Source organism: Variovorax sp. 278MFTsu5.1 (assembly GCF_048305045.1).
In the GTDB taxonomy this organism is placed as follows: domain Bacteria; phylum Pseudomonadota; class Gammaproteobacteria; order Burkholderiales; family Burkholderiaceae_C; genus Variovorax; species Variovorax guangxiensis.
Map to the genome: position 1 here is coordinate 2,015,547 of NZ_CP157622.1, position 13,976 is coordinate 2,029,522.

A 13,976-nucleotide genomic window follows, 5' to 3' on the forward strand; every position below is an offset into this window, starting at 1 on the left:
CCCGGCCAGCCGCTCAGCCGTGGTAGGGCGGGATCGGCCCCTGGTCCGACGGCGCCGGCGGCGGCACCTCGCCGTGCTTCTGCCGCTCGCGGAACAGCGCGGCGCGCATCAGGAAGATGGTGGTGACCGGCGTGGTGAGCGCCACGAACAGCACGATGAGCACCGCGTGCATGAAGAGGCTGTGGCCCTGCGCCGAGAAGTAGACGATGGTGGCGACCGTCATCGACCACACGCCGCCGGTGGCGCCCAGCGTGGGCGCGTGGATGCGGCGGAAGAAAGTGGGCAGGCGCACCAGCCCGAAGGAGCCGATCGCGGCGAAGGCAGCGCCCAGCACCGCGAAGACCGCGGTGACGATCTCGGCCCAAAGCGGCAGCGGACCCGCGATGAAGTCGTTCATTCGATCACCTCCCCGCGCAGCAGGAACTTGGCCATCGCCGTGGAGCTGACGAAGCCGAAGAGCGCGATCAGCATCGCGGCGGCGAAGTAGACGTCGCTCGCGTAGACGATGCCCAGCACGAGCATCATCAGCATGCCGTTGATGTAGAGGCAGTCCAGCGCCATCACGCGGTCTTGCGCGGAAGGGCCGATCAGCAGGCGCGCGACGGCGCACAGCATCGCCACCGCCAGCAGGAACAGCGCGAACTTGAGCGACCAGAAAAGGATGGGCGTCATGATTCGAAGATCTCCATCAGCGGACGTTCGTAGCGGCTCTTGATCTGCGCGATGAAGGCGGCTTCGTCGTCGAGGTCGAACACGTGGATAAGCAGGGTGCTGCGGTCGAAGGCCACCTCGCCCCAGGCGGTGCCGGGCGTCAGGCACATGATCATCGAGAGCACAGCGAGGCCGTTGGGGTCGCGCATGTCCAGCGGTATGCGCAGGAAGCTTGCCTGGATGTTCTCGCTGCGGCGCGTGAGCAGCGCACGCGCCACCGCGAACACCGACACCGACATGTCGTAGAGCACGACGCCGCACAGCCGCAGCGCCACCCCCGGCCGGCGCATGCGCACCGTGGCCGGCCGCAGGCCCTTGGTCAGCAGCGGCACGGCGATGGCAAGCAGCACGCCCGACAGCAGGGTGCTCGCCTCGAGCGACTGGTTGAGCAGCAGCCAGATGACGAACAGTGCGAGCGACAGCGGCGGGGAGGGGATCAGGCGCTTCATTGCGCGCCTGCCTTTCCTTCGGCATTTGCTTCGGTCTTTGCGGCGGGCGCCGGGTTCGGCACCTGCCGCGCCTCCATCACCGCCGCGCGATAGGCCGTGGGCGTGCGCAGGCCCTCGGCGGTGGCCTGCGCGTGGCGCAGCACCGGCTCGGCCCAGACCGTGAGCGCGATGCAAGCGACGATGAGGCCGGCCACCGGCAGCACTTCGAGCGCGGGCAGCGATGGCAGGTTGCCGTGCGGCTGGGTCCAGAAATGGCGGATGCCGGTGCGGCTCAGCGCGATCAGCGCGAGGAAGCCCGAGGCGATCAGCAGCACCAGGAAGGTCCAGCCGGCGGTGCCGATGGCGCCGCTGCCACCCATGAGTCCTGAGAGCATCGCGAACTTGCCGACGAAGCCTGACAGCGGCGGCAGGCCGGTGAGCAGCAGCGTGCAGATCATGAAGCTCAGGCCGAGGAAGGCAACGCCCGCCGGTATGGCGCGGCCGTAGAGCGCCTGCGCGTCGTCGTCGAGGTTCACGTCGCTCAGCGCGCTCAGGTCTTCGGCCAGGAAGGGCGCGGTGCCCGCGACCTCGTGCGGCGCCACGCTCATGCCCGCGTTGCGCCAGCGCTCGATCATGTCGGTCAGCAGGAAGAAGGCGCTCACCGCGAGCGTGGAGCTCAGCAGGTAGAAGAGCGCGCCGGCCCACACGGCCGGCTGCCCCAGGCCCACCGCGGCGAGCAGCGTGCCGGCCGACATCAGCACGCTGAAGCCCGCGAGGTTGGACAGCCGCTGCGTGCCGAGGATGCCCAGGGCCGCCACGAAAAGCGTGGCGATGCCCGCGCCCACCAGCACCGGCTGGCCGAAGGCGGCCGAGGCGCCGGTATCGGGCGCGAAGAGCACCGTCCAGAGGCGCAGCACGGTGTACACGCCGAGCTTGGTGAGCAGCGCGAACACCGCGCCCACTGGCGACACCGCGGCGCTGTAGGCCGGCACCAGCCAGAAGTTCAGGGGCCAGGCGCCCGCCTTGGCGAAGAAGGCGGTGAAGAGAATGGCCGTGGCCGCGTGCACCAGCCCGCGGTCGCCCGGCGAGAGCTCGGCGATGCGCAGCCCCAGGTCGGCCATGTTGAGCGTGCCGGTCACGCCGTAGAGGATGGCCGCGCCGATCAGGAACAGCGAAGAGGCCGCGAGGTTGATTGCGATGTAGTGCAGCCCCGCCTGCACCCGCAGCCGCCCCGAGCCGTGCAGCAGCAGGCCGTAGGAGGCCGCGAGCATCACCTCGAAGAACACGAACAGGTTGAACAGGTCGCCCGTGAGGAAGGCACCGTTCAGGCCCATGAGCTGCAGCTGCAGCAGCGGATGGAAGTGCACGCCCGCGCGGTCCCAGCGCGAGGTGGAGTAGATCGACGCGGCGAAGGCGATCACGCCAGTGAGCGCCACCATCATGGTCGAGAGCCGGTCGGCCACCAGCACGATGCCGAAGGGCGCGCGCCAGTTGCCCGGCAGGTAGACGCCGATGGAGCCGGGGCCGCCGCCGGTGTCGGGCGCGTTCACCCAGCGCAGCAGCGCCAGCGCGGCCAGCAGGCCGACCAGGCCCGAGACCACGCTCAGCGCCGACTTGGCGCGCCGGCGGTTCTCGCCCAGCAGCAGCATGAGCGCGGCCGTGAGCATGGGCACGAGGATCGGCACCGCCACCAGGTGCGGCATGCTGAACTCCAGCAGTTCGTCGAGCAGGTGGAAAACCTCTTTCACTCCGCCTCCTGCCGTTCTTCACCGTCCACGTGGTCGGTGCCGGTGAGGCCGCGCGAGGCGAGCATCACGACGAGGAAGAGCGCCGTCATCGCGAAGCCGATCACGATGGCGGTGAGCACCAGCGCCTGCGGCATCGGGTCGGCCGTGTTGGCCAGCGTGGCGGTCAGGCCCTTGATGAGCACCGGCTCGCTGTCGACCTTGAGCCGGCCCATGCTGAAGATGAACAGGTTGACCGCGTAAGAGATCAGCGTCAGGCCCATGATGACCTGGAAGGTGCGCGGGCGCAGCAGCATGTAGACGCCCGAGCCGGTGAGCACGCCGATGGCGAGTGCGAGCACGATTTCCATCAGCCGGCTCCTCCCTCGGAGGTGGCGGCGGAGGTCGCCTCGGCCTCTTTTTCTTTTTGCTCGTCGGCCCAGCGGTGGCTTCGTATCGACTGGTGGGCCAGCGCGGTCAGGATCAGCATGGTGGCGCCGAGCACCAGCGCGAACACGCCGGTGTCGAAGAAGAGGGCGCTGGGCACGTGCACTTCGCCCAGCAGCGGCAGGTGCAGGTGCGCAGTGTGCGTGGTGAGGAAAGGGTAGCCGAAGAACACCGCCCCGGCACCCGTGGCCAGCGCCAGCAGCAGGCCGATGGCGATCCAGCGGCGCGGGTAGATGCGCAGGTGCTCTTCCACCCACTCGGTGCCCGAGACGATGAACTGCAGCACCAGCGCCACCGACATCACCAGCCCCGCGACGAAGCCGCCGCCCGGCGCGTTGTGGCCGCGCATGAAGAAGTAGACCGACACCAGCACCGAGACCGGCAGCAGCAGGCGCACCAGCACGGCCGGCACCATCAGGTAGCCGACGGCGGTGTCCTTGGCGCGGCGCGGGTTCAGCAGGTCGCTGCTGCCGTCGTCGGCCTGCAGCCGCTGCTGGATCGGCAGCGCCATCGATTCGATCGCCGGGCGGAAGCGCCGCAGCAGCGCATACACCGTGAGCGCGACGATGCCCAGCACGGTGATCTCGCCGAAGGTGTCGAAGCCGCGGAAGTCGACCAGCATCACGTTGACCACGTTGGTGCCGCCGCCCTCGGTGAGCGCGCGTTCTAGGAAGAAGGGCGAAATGCTCTGCGGGAAGGTGCGCGTCATCATGGCCCAGGCCAGCGCGGCCATGCCGCTGCCGGCGATGGCCGCGATCAGCAGGTCGCGCCCGCGCCGGCCCCACGGTTTGAGCCGTGCGCGCGCGGGCTGCACCACGTCCTTGCTGCGCATCGGCAGCCAGCGCAGGCCCAGCAGGATCAGCACCGTGGTCACGGCCTCGACCACCAGTTGCGTCAGCGCGAGGTCGGGCGCCGAGAACCAGATGTAGGTGACGCACGAGACCAGCCCCGCTCCCGCGGCCAGCATCAGCGCCGCCAGCCGGTGGAACTTGGCCTGCCAGGCGGCGGCGACCGCGCAGGTGCCGCCGATGAGCCATGTCATCGCGAACATCGGCGAGAAAGGCAGCAGCTCGCGCGTGCCGGGCGCGGCGGGCGTGAGCTGCAGGGAGGCGGTCGCGCCAGCCACAGCCACCACCACCAGCAGCAGCAACTGCCACTGCATGCGCCTGGTGCCGAAGAGGCGGCGGCTGCGCCGGCCGGCCTCGCTCAGCAGCGCGATGATGTGCTCGAAGATGGCCTGGCCGTCGAAGCGGTGCAGCAGCGGCGTGTGTTCGAGGCCACCGCGCGCGCGCTGGCGGCGATGCAGCAGGTACAGCGCGGCGCCGCCCGCCAGCGCCACGAAGCTCATCAGCAGCGGAAGATTGAAGCCGTGCCACACGGCCAGGCTGTACTCAGGCAGCGTGCCGCCGACCACCGGCGCGGCCGCGGCCGCGAGCATCGGGCCGACCGACCAGGCCGGCGCAACGCCCACCACCAGGCACACCAGCACCAGCAGCTCGACCGGCACGCGCATCCAGTGCGGCGGCTCGTGCGGATGCCTGGGCACCTCGTCGCCGCAGGGCGGGCCGAAGAACACGTCGAACACGAAGCGCGCCGAGTACGCCACGCTGAAGATGCCCGCCACGGTGGCGATCAGCGGCAGGCTGAAGTCGACCCAGGGCGTGGCCTGGATGAACACCGTCTCCGCGAAGAACATCTCCTTCGAGAGGAAGCCGTTGAGCAGCGGCACGCCGGCCATCGAGGCGCTGGCGATGATGGCCAGCGTGCCGGTGATGGGCATGAGCCGCATCAGGCCGCTGAGCTTGCGGATGTCGCGCGTGCCGGTCTCGTGGTCGATGATGCCGGCCGCCATGAAGAGCGACGCCTTGAAGGTGGCGTGGTTCATCACATGGAAGACCGCCGCCACGGCAGCGAGCGGGCTGTTGAGCCCCAGCAGCAGCGTGATGAGCCCGAGGTGCGAGATGGTGGAGTAGGCCAGCAGCGCTTTCAGGTCGCGCTGGAACATCGCGATGAAGCCGCCGAGCAGCAGCGTGATGGCGCCGGCGCCGCCGACCATCCAGAACCACTGCTCGGTGCCCGAGAGCACGGGCCACAGCCGCGCCATCAGGAACACGCCCAGCTTCACCATGGTGGCCGAGTGAAGGTAGGCCGACACCGGCGTGGGCGCGGCCATGGCGCGCGGCAGCCAGAAGTGGAAGGGGAACTGCGCGCTCTTGGTGAAGGCGCCCAGCAATATCAGCGTGAGCGCGACGGGGTAGAGCGAGTGCGCGCGGATGAGATCACCCGAGGCGAGCACCTTGTCGAGCTCGTAGCTGCCGGTGATGCGGCCCAGCACCAGCACGCCGGCCAGCAGGCACAGCCCGCCCGCGCCGGTGACAGTGAGCGCCATGCGCGCGCCGCGTCGCGCGTCGCGGCGGTGGTGCCAGTAGCCGATCAGCAGGAAGGAGAACAGGCTGGTGAGCTCCCAGAACAGCACCATCTGGATCAGGTTGCCCGAGAGCACCACGCCCATCATCGCGCCCATGAACGCGAGGAAGAACGAAAAGAAGCGCGGCACCGGGTCGGAGGCCGACATGTAGTAGCGCGCGTACAGCACCACCAGTGCGCCGATGCCCAGCACCAGCATGCAGAAGAGCCACGCGAAGCCGTCCATGCGGAACACGAGGTTCAGGCCCAGTGCCGGCAGCCATTCGATCTGCTGGCGCAGCACGCCGCCGTTGGCGATCTGCGGGAAGAACCATGCGGCCTGGATCGCGCAGCCCAGCGCGACCAGCCCCGCCAGCGTCGACTCCCGGTTGCGCGCATTGGACGGCATCAACGCGGCCAGCACGCTGGCGATGAAGGGGAGGGCGACGAGAAAGACCAGGGGCATCGGGGTCGATTCTATCGGCCGGACCTATGGAAAGCCTTATCTATAACCGCAAGACATAAGGCAGTTTTGGCGAGATTTTCATGCTCGTCAGGCTGAGAAAGCCTGCACCGTGCGCAGCCCGAGCCAGGTCATGAACAACGAGCCACCCAGGTGCAGCGCGATCGTGCCCACGGCGAGGCCGAGGCGGCCGGTGGTCAGCATGCCCACCACTTCGGCCGAGAAGCTGGAGAAGGTGGTGAGCGTGCCGAGGAAGCCGGTGATCACCATCAGCCGCCACGCGGGGTTGATGTCCGGCAGGCCGCTGAAGATGCCGATGGCCAAGCCGATGAGGTAGCCGCCGATCAGGTTGACGGCCAGCGTGCCCCAGGGAATCACGCCGCCGGGGTTGAGCCAGAGGGCGAAGCCCCAGCGCATGAGGGCGCCGATGCAGGCGGCGAGGCAGATGACGAGGGCGTTCAGCAGCATGGCAGCGATTATCCGCACGCCCCCGGGGCGCCTGGCAAGGCTACTTCTCGCGGCCCATCACGAGGTCCGGGAGGATCGTCACGATGCTCGGGAACAGCGTGATCAGCACGATGCACAGCACCAGGCAGAAGAAGAACGGGATCGCCGCCTTCGCGATCACGTTGCTGTCCTTGCCGGTCATGTTCTGCAGCACGAAGAGGTTGAAGCCCACCGGCGGCGTGACCTCGGCGATCTCGACCAGCAGCACGATGAAGATGCCGAACCAGACCAGGTCGAAACCCGCCTTCTGGATCATGGGCAGCACCACCGCGCTCGTGAGCACGATCATCGAGATGCCGTCGAGCGCGGTGCCCAGCACCAGGTACACCAGCACCAGCGCGCCGATCAGCGCGTAGGGCGACAGGTGCATGCTGTCCACCCACTCCGCCAGCTCGCGCGGAATGCCGGTGAAGGCCATGGTCTTGGTGAGGAAGGCAGCGCCGGCCAGGATGAACATGATCATGCAGCTGGTGCGCGTGGCGCCCATGATGCCGTCCTTGAAGTTCTTCCAGGTCAGGCTTCGGCCCCAGGCCGCGATGGCCAGCGAGCCCAGCACGCCGAAGGCCGCGCACTCGGTCGCGGTGGCCCAGCCGGCCACCAGCACCCAGACGATGAAGACGATCAGCAGCGCGCAGGGAATGAGGTTGCCCGACAGCCTGATCTTCTCCATGAAGCTGGTCGGCGGGTCGGCCGGCGGCACTTGGTCGGGGTGGCGCAGGCTCCACCAGCCGATGTAGCCCGAGAACAGCAGCATCAAAAGAAAGCCCGGCAGGAAGCCGGCCAGGAATATGCGGATGATCGATGCATCGGCCGCCACTGCGTACACCACCATGGTGATCGACGGCGGGATCAGGATGCCCAGCGTGCCGGCTGTGGCGAGCGAGCCGATGGCCAGCTTCTCGTTGTAGCCGCGGCGCTTGAGCTCGGGCAGGGCAACCTTGGCGATGGTCGCGCAGGTGGCGGCAGACGAGCCCGAGACAGAGCCGAACACGCCGCATCCGAGGATGGTGGTGTGCATCAGCCGGCCGGGCACCCGGTTGAGCCAGGGGCGAAGGCCCTCGAACATCTCCTCGCTGAGCTTGGTGCGAAACAGGATCTCGCCCATCCAGATGAAGAGCGGCAGCGCCGCAAGCTCCCAACTCGCGTTGCTCTCCCAGAAGGCAGAGAACAGGTTCTTGCCTGGCAGCGTGTTGGTGAAGAAGGCCTGGCCGACCCAGCCGACGATGGCCAGTGTCATCGCGATCCACACGCCGCCGGCCAGGAGCAGCAGCATGATCGCGAGCAGAAGCGCGCCCATCCAGAGGTTTTCGAACATCGGGTGTCTTTGTTGCTGTTGTTGTTCAGACGTCGGAGGAGAAGTCGCCCGCCGCGTGGCGCTCCTCGATGGCGCGCTGGTAGCTGGGCTTGTCGCCGCGCACCACGCCGACCAGTTCGTCGATCATGGCGATCAGCAGCAGCCAGCAGCCGATCACGAAGGTCGACTGCGGAATCCAGATCGGAATGACCACGAGGCCGGTCGCCATCTCGGCGAACTCGTAGCTTTCGTAGGTGAAGCTGGTGGCCCAGTAGGTGAGATAGGCCACCGACACCGCGGCCACCAGCAGGCAGCTCACGTCGAGCACCCGCCGCAGCTTCGGCGACACCGCTTCGAGCAGCAGCGTCACGCGCACGAAGTCGCCGTGGCGGAAGGCGTGCGCCATCGCGAAGAACGCGGCGGCGGCGCACAGCCAGGCCACCACGTCGTTGAGCCCGCTCACGTGCCAGTTCATCTGCCGGCCCACGCCGGCCAGGATCATCAGCACGAAGATCAGGAACACGCAGAGCGCGCCGAGCGCGCCTGCACCGTCGTACAGGCGGTCTAGAAAGCGCCGCATGGTCTACTTTTTCTTGTAGGCGTCGACGATCGCGGCGCCATCGGCGCCCGCCACCTTCAGCCAGTCGGCCTGCATGATGCCGCCGACCTGGCGCATGTCGGCGTCGAGCTTGGGCGAAGGCTTGTGGATCTTCATGCCGCGCTCGGCGAGCAGGCGCTTGTATTCCTCGTTCTTCTCCTGCGCCACCTTCCAGCCGCGGGCTTCGGCATCGGCCGCGGCCTTTGCGACGGCGGCCTTGGTAGCGGCGTCGAGCGCGTCGTAGGCCTTGGCGTTCACCAGGATCGCGTTCTTGGGGATCCAGGCCTGCGTGTCGTAGAAGTTCTTGATGTGCTCGTAGGTCTTGGTGTCGTAGCCGGTGGAGCCCGAACTCATGTAGCTCTCGATCACGCCGGTGGCCATGGCTGCACTGAGCTCGGCCTGCTGGATCTGCACCGGCTGGGCGCCGATGAGCTCGGCGATCTTGGCAGTGGCGGGGCTGTAGGCGCGCCACTTGATGCCGCGCAGGTCGGCCACCGAGCCGATCTCCTTCTTGGTGTAGATGCCCTGCGGCGCCCACGGCACCACGAACAGCACCTTGATGCCCTGGGCCGAGAGCAGCTTCTCCATGGCGGGCTTCGATGCGTCGTAGAGCTTGCGGGCCTCGGGGTAGGTGGTGGCGAGGAAGGGCACGCCGTCGAGCGCGTAGATCGGGTTCTCGTTGGCGAAGTTGGCCAGCAGGATCTCGCCGGCCTGCGCCTGGCCGCTCTGCACCGCGCGCTTGATTTCGGGCGCCTTGAACAGCGAAGCGTTGGCATGCACCGTGATCTTCACCTTGCCGCCGGTGGCCGCGTCCACGTCCTTTGCGAACTGCGTGATGTTTTCCGTGTGGTAGTTGGTGGCCGGGTAGGCCGTGGGCAGGTCCCACTTGGTCTGAGCGAAGGCCGCGGCGCCGAGGGTGAGGCCCGCGAGGGCAATGCCGAACTTGTGATTCATTGACTCTCTCCGGAATATGTTGAAAGCAAAACGAAAGGGAGCTTACGTGCAAATTCCGGACCACTTCCTGAGGCATTTCCCTGCCATCTCCTTGCCATGGCACCCATGAAAAAGCCGCCCGTAGGCGGCTTTGCATATTGCTACCGAAGCGGAATCAGGGCTTGGCGGCCTTGGCCGGAGCCTTCGCATCCTTCGATGCGGCGGGTGCCGCATCGCCGAAGCTCTTGCCGTTGACCGTGAGACCGTCGGCCGACAGCTTGGCCGCCTTCTTCTCCTTCACGCCCTTCACACGCTGCATGAAGTCGGGCCAGTCCTTGAATTCGCCCTCCTTGCGCGCCTCGAGGATGCGCTTGGACATCGACGGGCCGACGCCCTTGATGCCGTCGAGATCGGCTTCGGTGCCCTTGTTGACATCGACGGCCGCGGACGCGGCGATCGCGAACAGCATGGCGGTGGTGGCCAGGATCTTCTTGAACATGATTTGAGAACTCCCTCTATTCGTTGATGAATGACAGCCGACGGAATCGTCGGCCCGCGCTCAACGAGGTATGTGAAGAGGGCGTTGACGCATGAAGGCTCGACGAGCCTCCATGTGACCATTGTTCAGAAACGTGATCAGAGTTCTTCGACGCGGCGCGGCGGATAGCTGTCCCATGCCTGGCAGCCGGGGCAGTGCCAGAAGTACTGGTGCGCCTCGAAGCCGCAGGCCGCGCAGCGGTAGCGCATGAGCGGCCGCGTGGCCTGGTCGAGCGCGCGCTGCACCTGTGGATGGAACTGCTCGTGCTCGAAGCGTTCGCCCGCGAGCCAGCGCGAGGCCGCCACCAGCGAGGGCTGCTGCGCGAGGTGCGCGATATAGCCGTCGCGCGGCGTAGGGTTCGGTTCTTCGGCGGTGGCGCTCGGCTTGCCGCCGAGCGCCATCAGCGCTTCGAGCACGTCGATGGAGGGCGACTCGACATAGCGACGCTGCAGCAGTTCGAGCGCGTCGGCTTCGCGGTGCGCGGCCATGGCGGCTTGCTGCAGCGTGGCGGCATAGAGCGGCAGCGCCAGTGGCGCAGTGTCGCTAAGGACCACGAGCGTGTCGAAGGCCGCGTTCGCCTCGCCCTTGCGCAGTTGCAGGTTGGCGGTGTCGATGGCCGGGCGCGGTGCCTGCGGTGCCAGTTCGACGGCCTGCGCCAGCAGCTTTCCGGCGCCGGGCAGGTCGCCTGCTGCCACGCGCTCGATCGCCTGCTCGCAGAGGTGATGCGCGCGGCGCGTGCTGTAGCTGGCCTGGTCGGACTCGTCGAGCTTCTGCGCCACATCGGCTGCCTGGGCCCATTCGCGCGAGCGTTCGTAGATGGCCAGCAGCGCGAGCCGGGCCTCGTTCTCGTAGCGCGTGCCCTCGAGCTTCTGCAGCGCAGCCTCTGCGCGGTCGAGCAGGCCGGCGCGAAGGAAGTCCTGCGCGAGCGCGTGCTGCGCGCGTTCGCGGTCGCTGCGGCTCAGGTCGCCGCGGCCCAGCAGGTGCTCGTGCACGCGCACCGCGCGCTGGTACTCGCCGCGGCGGCGGAACAGGTTGCCGAGCGCGAAGTGCAGTTCCTGGGTGTCGGGGTCGTTCTGCACCGCCTCGATGAAGGCGTCGATGGCCTGGTCCTGCTGCTCGTTGAGCAGGAAGTTGAGGCCACGGAAGTAGGCCTTGGGGGCCTGGCGGTTCTCGAGCTTGAGTTGCCGGATGTCGAAGCGCGATGCGAGCCAGCCCAGCACGAAGGCGACGGGCAGGCTGATCAGCAGCCAGCTGGGATCAAAGTCCATGTTGACGTGCGGCGGGAAGGTCGGTGGTGGCGATGGCCGGAGCGGCAGCCGTTGCCATGGCTGCGGTCGTTGCAACGGTGGCCGGTGTCGAGGATGGCTGGACGGCTTCGCCTGCGGACGGCGCCTGGGCCGCTGCGACCCGGTGCTTCCACCAGCCTGGCAGCATGCCCAGCGCGCCCACCACGAGGCCGCCCGCGAAGGCCGCGAGCACGACCAGCACCAGCGGCGCGCGCCAGTAGGTACCGAAGAAGAAGTAGACGGTCGCGTCGTGCTGGTTGTTCAGCGCGAAGGCGAAGAGCGTAAAAAAAATGGCTGCCTTGAGCAGCCACAGGAGGTATTTCATAGCCGTTCCCGTTGCCGGGAGCATTCTACGTTTGCAGGCATTCCGATGGTCCGCGCGTCAGGCCTTTCGGCTCTTGGCTTCCTTGCCCGCGTCGAGTTCGGCCGTCTTTGCGTCGACGGCTTCGCGCAGCGCCTTGCCGGGCTTGAAGTGCGGCACCCGCTTCTCGGGGATCTGCACGCTCTCGCCCGAGCGCGGGTTGCGGCCGATGCGCGGCGGGCGCCGGTTGACCGAGAAGCTGCCGAAGCCGCGGATCTCGATGCGGTGGCCGCGTACCAGCGCGTCGCTCATGGCGTCGAGGATGGTCTTGACGGCGTATTCGGCGTCGCGGTGCGTGAGCTGTGCAAAGCGGGCTGCGAGTTCTTCGACGAGGTCCGAGCGTGTCATAGGCCAAACATAAACGAAAAACGTGGGCGAAAAAAAAGACAGAGCGGCCCCAGGGCCTGCTCTGTCTTCCGGCTCAGCTTACTTGCTGTCGTTGTTGTCCAGCTTGGCGCGCAGCAGTGCGCCCAGGCTGGTCGTGCCCGCGTTCTCGCGTGCCGACTGCTGGCTCAGGCTGGCCATGGCGCCTTGCTCGTCGACCATGTCCTTCTGCTTGATCGACAGCTGGATGTTGCGGGTCTTGCGGTCCACGTTCACGACGATGGCCGTGACTTCGTCGCCTTCCTTCAGCACGTTGCGGGCATCTTCGACGCGGTCGCGCGAGATTTCCGAAGCACGCAGGTAGCCGACGATGTCTTCGCCGAGGTCGATCTCAGCGCCGCGGGCGTCGACCGTCTTGACCTTGCCGGTCACGATCTGGCCCTTGTCGTTCACCGTGGTGAAGGTGGTGAACGGGTCGCTGTCGAGCTGCTTGATGCCCAGCGAGATGCGCTCGCGGTCGACGTCGACAGCCAGCACGATCGCTTCGACTTCCTGGCCCTTCTTGTAGTTGCGAACGGCGGTTTCGCCGGCTTCGTTCCACGAGAGGTCCGAGAGGTGAACCAGGCCGTCGATGCCGGCAGCCAGACCCACGAACACGCCGAAGTCGGTGATCGACTTGATCGGGCCCTTGACGCGGTCGCCGCGCTTGGTGTTCTGCGCGAATTCCTGCCACGGGTTGGCCTTGCATTGCTTCATGCCCAGGCTGATGCGGCGCTTGTCTTCGTCGATTTCCAGGACCATGACTTCGACTTCGTCGCCCAGCGAGACGATCTTGTTCGGAGCGATGTTCTTGTTGGTCCAGTCCATTTCGGAGACGTGCACCAGGCCTTCGATGCCGGGCTCGAGCTCGACGAACGCGCCGTAGTCGGCGATGTTCGTGACCTTGCCGAACAGGCGGGTGCCTTGCGGGTAGCGGCGCGAAACGCCCATCCACGGGTCGTCGCCCATCTGCTTCAGACCCAGCGACACGCGGTTCTTCTCGGTGTCGAACTTGAGGATCTTGGCGGTGATTTCCTGGCCGGCCTGAACGACTTCGCTCGGGTGGCGCACGCGACGCCATGCCATGTCGGTGATGTGCAGCAGGCCGTCGATGCCGCCGAGGTCAACGAACGCACCGTATTCGGTGATGTTCTTGACCACGCCGCGCACCACTGCGCCTTCCTTCAGCGTTTCCATCAGCTTGGCGCGTTCTTCGCCCATGCTGGCTTCGACCACGGCGCGGCGCGACAGCACGACGTTGTTGCGCTTGCGGTCCAGCTTGATGACCTTGAATTCGAGGGTCTTGTTCTCGTAGGGGGTCAGGTCCTTGATCGGACGCGTGTCGATCAGCGAGCCCGGCAGGAATGCGCGGATGCCGTTGACCAGGACGGTCAGGCCGCCCTTGACCTTGCCGCTGGTGGTGCCGGTGACGAAGTCGCCCGATTCCAGCGCCTTCTCGAGGGCCAGCCACGAAGCCAGACGCTTGGCGGTGTCGCGCGAGAGGATGGTGTCGCCGTAGCCGTTTTCAACGCTGCCGATGGCAACGGAAACGAAGTCGCCGGCCTGCACTTCGAGTTCGCCCTTGTCGTTCTTGAACTCTTCGATCGGCACGTACGCTTCGGACTTCAGGCCGGCGTTGACGACGACATGGTTGTGTTCCACGCGAACGACTTCGGCGGTGATGACCTCGCCCGTGCGCATTTCGGAACGCTTCAGGGACTCTTCGAACAGATCGGCAAAAGATTCAGACATTTATGTTTCCTTCCGTCAGGCAGGGTTGGCAGGCGCTCTTGCGAAATTGCGTGCGGCTGCTGTGGGTCTGTAGACGGCGGTTGGGTGGGCGTGAGCCCGGTTGGTTGAACAACCAACAGGCCGGTGCGCTGTCGCGCGGAAGGAGCCTGCTGGAGCGGTATGCGC

General features: G+C 67.0%; 15 protein-coding genes. All 15 read right to left on the reverse strand.

Going from position 1 to position 13,976, the window contains the following annotated elements:
• Positions 1-13: 13 nt before the first annotated feature.
• The 15 genes from mnhG to rpsA all read right to left on the reverse strand — a co-directional run bounded on the left by mnhG (position 14) and on the right by rpsA (position 13,811).
• A complete protein-coding gene (mnhG, locus tag ABL844_RS09010) occupies positions 14-397 on the reverse strand; it encodes a monovalent cation/H(+) antiporter subunit G (RefSeq protein WP_126022904.1) in 384 nt (127 codons plus the stop codon).
• Positions 394-672, reverse strand: a complete 279-nt coding sequence (locus ABL844_RS09015; protein WP_019654754.1) for a K+/H+ antiporter subunit F — start codon at positions 670-672, stop codon at positions 394-396. The genes mnhG and ABL844_RS09015 overlap by 4 nt, the downstream gene beginning before the upstream one ends.
• On the reverse strand, positions 669-1,160 hold the full coding sequence (locus ABL844_RS09020; RefSeq protein WP_184635779.1) for a Na+/H+ antiporter subunit E: 492 nt from the start codon (positions 1,158-1,160) through the stop codon (positions 669-671). The genes ABL844_RS09015 and ABL844_RS09020 overlap by 4 nt, the downstream gene beginning before the upstream one ends.
• On the reverse strand, positions 1,157-2,842 hold the full coding sequence (locus ABL844_RS09025) for a monovalent cation/H+ antiporter subunit D (RefSeq protein WP_418131891.1): 1,686 nt from the start codon (positions 2,840-2,842) through the stop codon (positions 1,157-1,159). Before ABL844_RS09025 ends, ABL844_RS09020 begins: the two co-directional genes overlap by 4 nt.
• Positions 2,843-2,883: 41 nt before the next feature.
• On the reverse strand, positions 2,884-3,234 hold the full coding sequence (locus ABL844_RS09030; RefSeq protein ID WP_093236787.1) for a Na+/H+ antiporter subunit C: 351 nt from the start codon (positions 3,232-3,234) through the stop codon (positions 2,884-2,886).
• Positions 3,234-6,182, reverse strand: a complete 2,949-nt coding sequence (locus ABL844_RS09035; protein WP_418131037.1) for a monovalent cation/H+ antiporter subunit A — start codon at positions 6,180-6,182, stop codon at positions 3,234-3,236. The genes ABL844_RS09030 and ABL844_RS09035 overlap by 1 nt, the downstream gene beginning before the upstream one ends.
• Positions 6,183-6,269: 87 nt before the next feature.
• Positions 6,270-6,647: a fluoride efflux transporter CrcB gene (gene crcB, locus ABL844_RS09040; protein WP_418131038.1), complete on the reverse strand. Its 378-nt coding sequence runs from the start codon at positions 6,645-6,647 to the stop codon at positions 6,270-6,272.
• A 40-nt stretch (positions 6,648-6,687) separates the two neighbouring features.
• The gene (locus tag ABL844_RS09045; protein ID WP_418131039.1) at positions 6,688-8,001 is read right to left on the reverse strand and encodes a TRAP transporter large permease; all 1,314 of its coding nucleotides are present in this window, start codon (positions 7,999-8,001) and stop codon (positions 6,688-6,690) included.
• Positions 8,002-8,026: 25 nt separating this feature from the next.
• Positions 8,027-8,560 carry a TRAP transporter small permease gene (locus tag ABL844_RS09050; RefSeq protein WP_418125103.1) on the reverse strand — a complete coding sequence of 178 codons (534 nt, stop codon included), beginning with the start codon at positions 8,558-8,560 and terminating at the stop codon, positions 8,027-8,029.
• 3 nt (positions 8,561-8,563) lie between these two features.
• Positions 8,564-9,532, reverse strand: coding sequence for a TRAP transporter substrate-binding protein (locus tag ABL844_RS09055; protein WP_184635791.1), 969 nt, complete (start codon positions 9,530-9,532; stop codon positions 8,564-8,566).
• A 154-nt stretch (positions 9,533-9,686) separates the two neighbouring features.
• Entirely contained in the window at positions 9,687-10,010 is a 324-nt protein-coding gene (locus ABL844_RS09060) for a ComEA family DNA-binding protein (RefSeq protein ID WP_126022912.1), read from the reverse strand.
• 137 nt (positions 10,011-10,147) lie between these two features.
• On the reverse strand, positions 10,148-11,317 hold the full coding sequence (gene lapB / locus ABL844_RS09065; protein WP_418131040.1) for a lipopolysaccharide assembly protein LapB: 1,170 nt from the start codon (positions 11,315-11,317) through the stop codon (positions 10,148-10,150).
• Positions 11,307-11,660 carry a LapA family protein gene (locus ABL844_RS09070; RefSeq protein ID WP_418131041.1) on the reverse strand — a complete coding sequence of 118 codons (354 nt, stop codon included), beginning with the start codon at positions 11,658-11,660 and terminating at the stop codon, positions 11,307-11,309. The genes lapB and ABL844_RS09070 overlap by 11 nt, the downstream gene beginning before the upstream one ends.
• Before the next feature lie 57 nt (positions 11,661-11,717).
• Positions 11,718-12,044, reverse strand: a complete 327-nt coding sequence (locus tag ABL844_RS09075; protein ID WP_126022915.1) for an integration host factor subunit beta — start codon at positions 12,042-12,044, stop codon at positions 11,718-11,720.
• Positions 12,045-12,122: 78 nt separating this feature from the next.
• Positions 12,123-13,811: a 30S ribosomal protein S1 gene (rpsA, locus tag ABL844_RS09080; RefSeq protein ID WP_019654767.1), complete on the reverse strand. Its 1,689-nt coding sequence runs from the start codon at positions 13,809-13,811 to the stop codon at positions 12,123-12,125.
• Positions 13,812-13,976 lie beyond the last annotated feature (165 nt).